The sequence below is a fragment of the Pseudaquabacterium rugosum genome, from assembly GCF_038066575.1.
In the GTDB taxonomy this organism is placed as follows: Bacteria; Pseudomonadota; Gammaproteobacteria; order Burkholderiales; family Burkholderiaceae_C; genus Pseudaquabacterium; species Pseudaquabacterium rugosum.
Genome location: NZ_JBBUTF010000048.1, coordinates 1 through 1,121, shown reverse-complemented (window position 1 = coordinate 1,121; position 1,121 = coordinate 1). Strand labels below are relative to the sequence as shown.

The 1,121-nt window shown below is 66.4% G+C and carries 1 protein-coding gene; it reads left to right on the top strand.

Translation table 11 applies throughout. From position 1 onward, the window contains the following. Positions 1-53: 53 nt before the first annotated feature. Positions 54-1,073, top strand: a complete 1,020-nt coding sequence (locus AACH11_RS24715; protein WP_423228817.1) for an IS30 family transposase — start codon at positions 54-56, stop codon at positions 1,071-1,073. Positions 1,074-1,121 lie beyond the last annotated feature (48 nt).

Below are 1,121 nucleotides of genomic sequence, written 5' to 3'. Positions count from 1 at the left end.
CGGGCGGTCTCAAGTCCGAAATGCAACACCTCGCCATCCGGTAAGGTGTGGAGATGACGAGACGATTCCAGCAGATGCAGCCCGAAGAGCGCGTGACGTTGGCGGCGCTGCGGCAACAAGGTCAGAGCCTGCGGCAGATCGGGCAGGTGCTCGGGCGCAGCGCGGGCAGCCTGAGCCGGGAGCTCAAGCGCAATTCGACGGCCACGGGCTACACGTCGAAGGCTGCGGAAGTGGCCTGCCGAGCTCGGCGCGTGGCCACGCGTACGCCGCGCAAGCTGGATGTCTGCGGTCCGCTGTGGCCGATCGTCGCGCACCAGCTGATGAACCTGTGGTCGCCGCAGCAGATCGCCAAGGCCTTCCGCCGACTTTGGCCTGATGATGCCCGGATGAACGTGTCGCACGAGACGATCTACAACGCGATCTACGCGTACCCCAAAGGCGATCTGCGCAAGCAGCTGCTGGCGTGTCTGCGCCAGGGCCAGACCGGGCGCAGGCCGCGTTCGGCCGGCAAGGACCGGCGCGGCCAGTTGCCCGACATGGTGAGCATCCATGTGCGCCCGCCCGAGGTGGAAGACCGCGTGATGCCGGGCCACTGGGAGGGTGACCTGATCAAGGGCGCCGGCAACAAGTCCTGCGTGGGCGTGCTGGTGGAGCGCACGACGCGCCTGGTGCTGCTGGCGTGGATGCCCGATGCGACCGCGGAGTCGGCGCTGGCGGGCTTCACGGCCAAGCTGAACTCGATCACCGAGCCGCTGCGCCTGACCTTGACCTACGACCGGGGCAAGGAGATGGCCCGGCACCGCGAGCTGGCGCTCAACACCAAGGTTCGGGTGTACTTCTGTGATCCGTACAAGCCGTGGCAACGCGGCAGCTGCGAGAACACCAACGGGCTGCTGCGGCAGATGCTGCCCAAGGGCACGGACCTGTCGGTGCATGATCAGGTGGCGCTGGATGCGATCGCGGATCTGCTCAACAACCGACCGCGAGAGACCCTGGACTGGCGCAGTCCGATCCAGGCGTTCCGCGAGATGATGCAGACCGTTGCCGAACAGGACGTGGCAGCGGTTCATTGATGATGCAGCAATCCGGTGGGGTGTTGCATTTCGGACTTGAGACCGCCC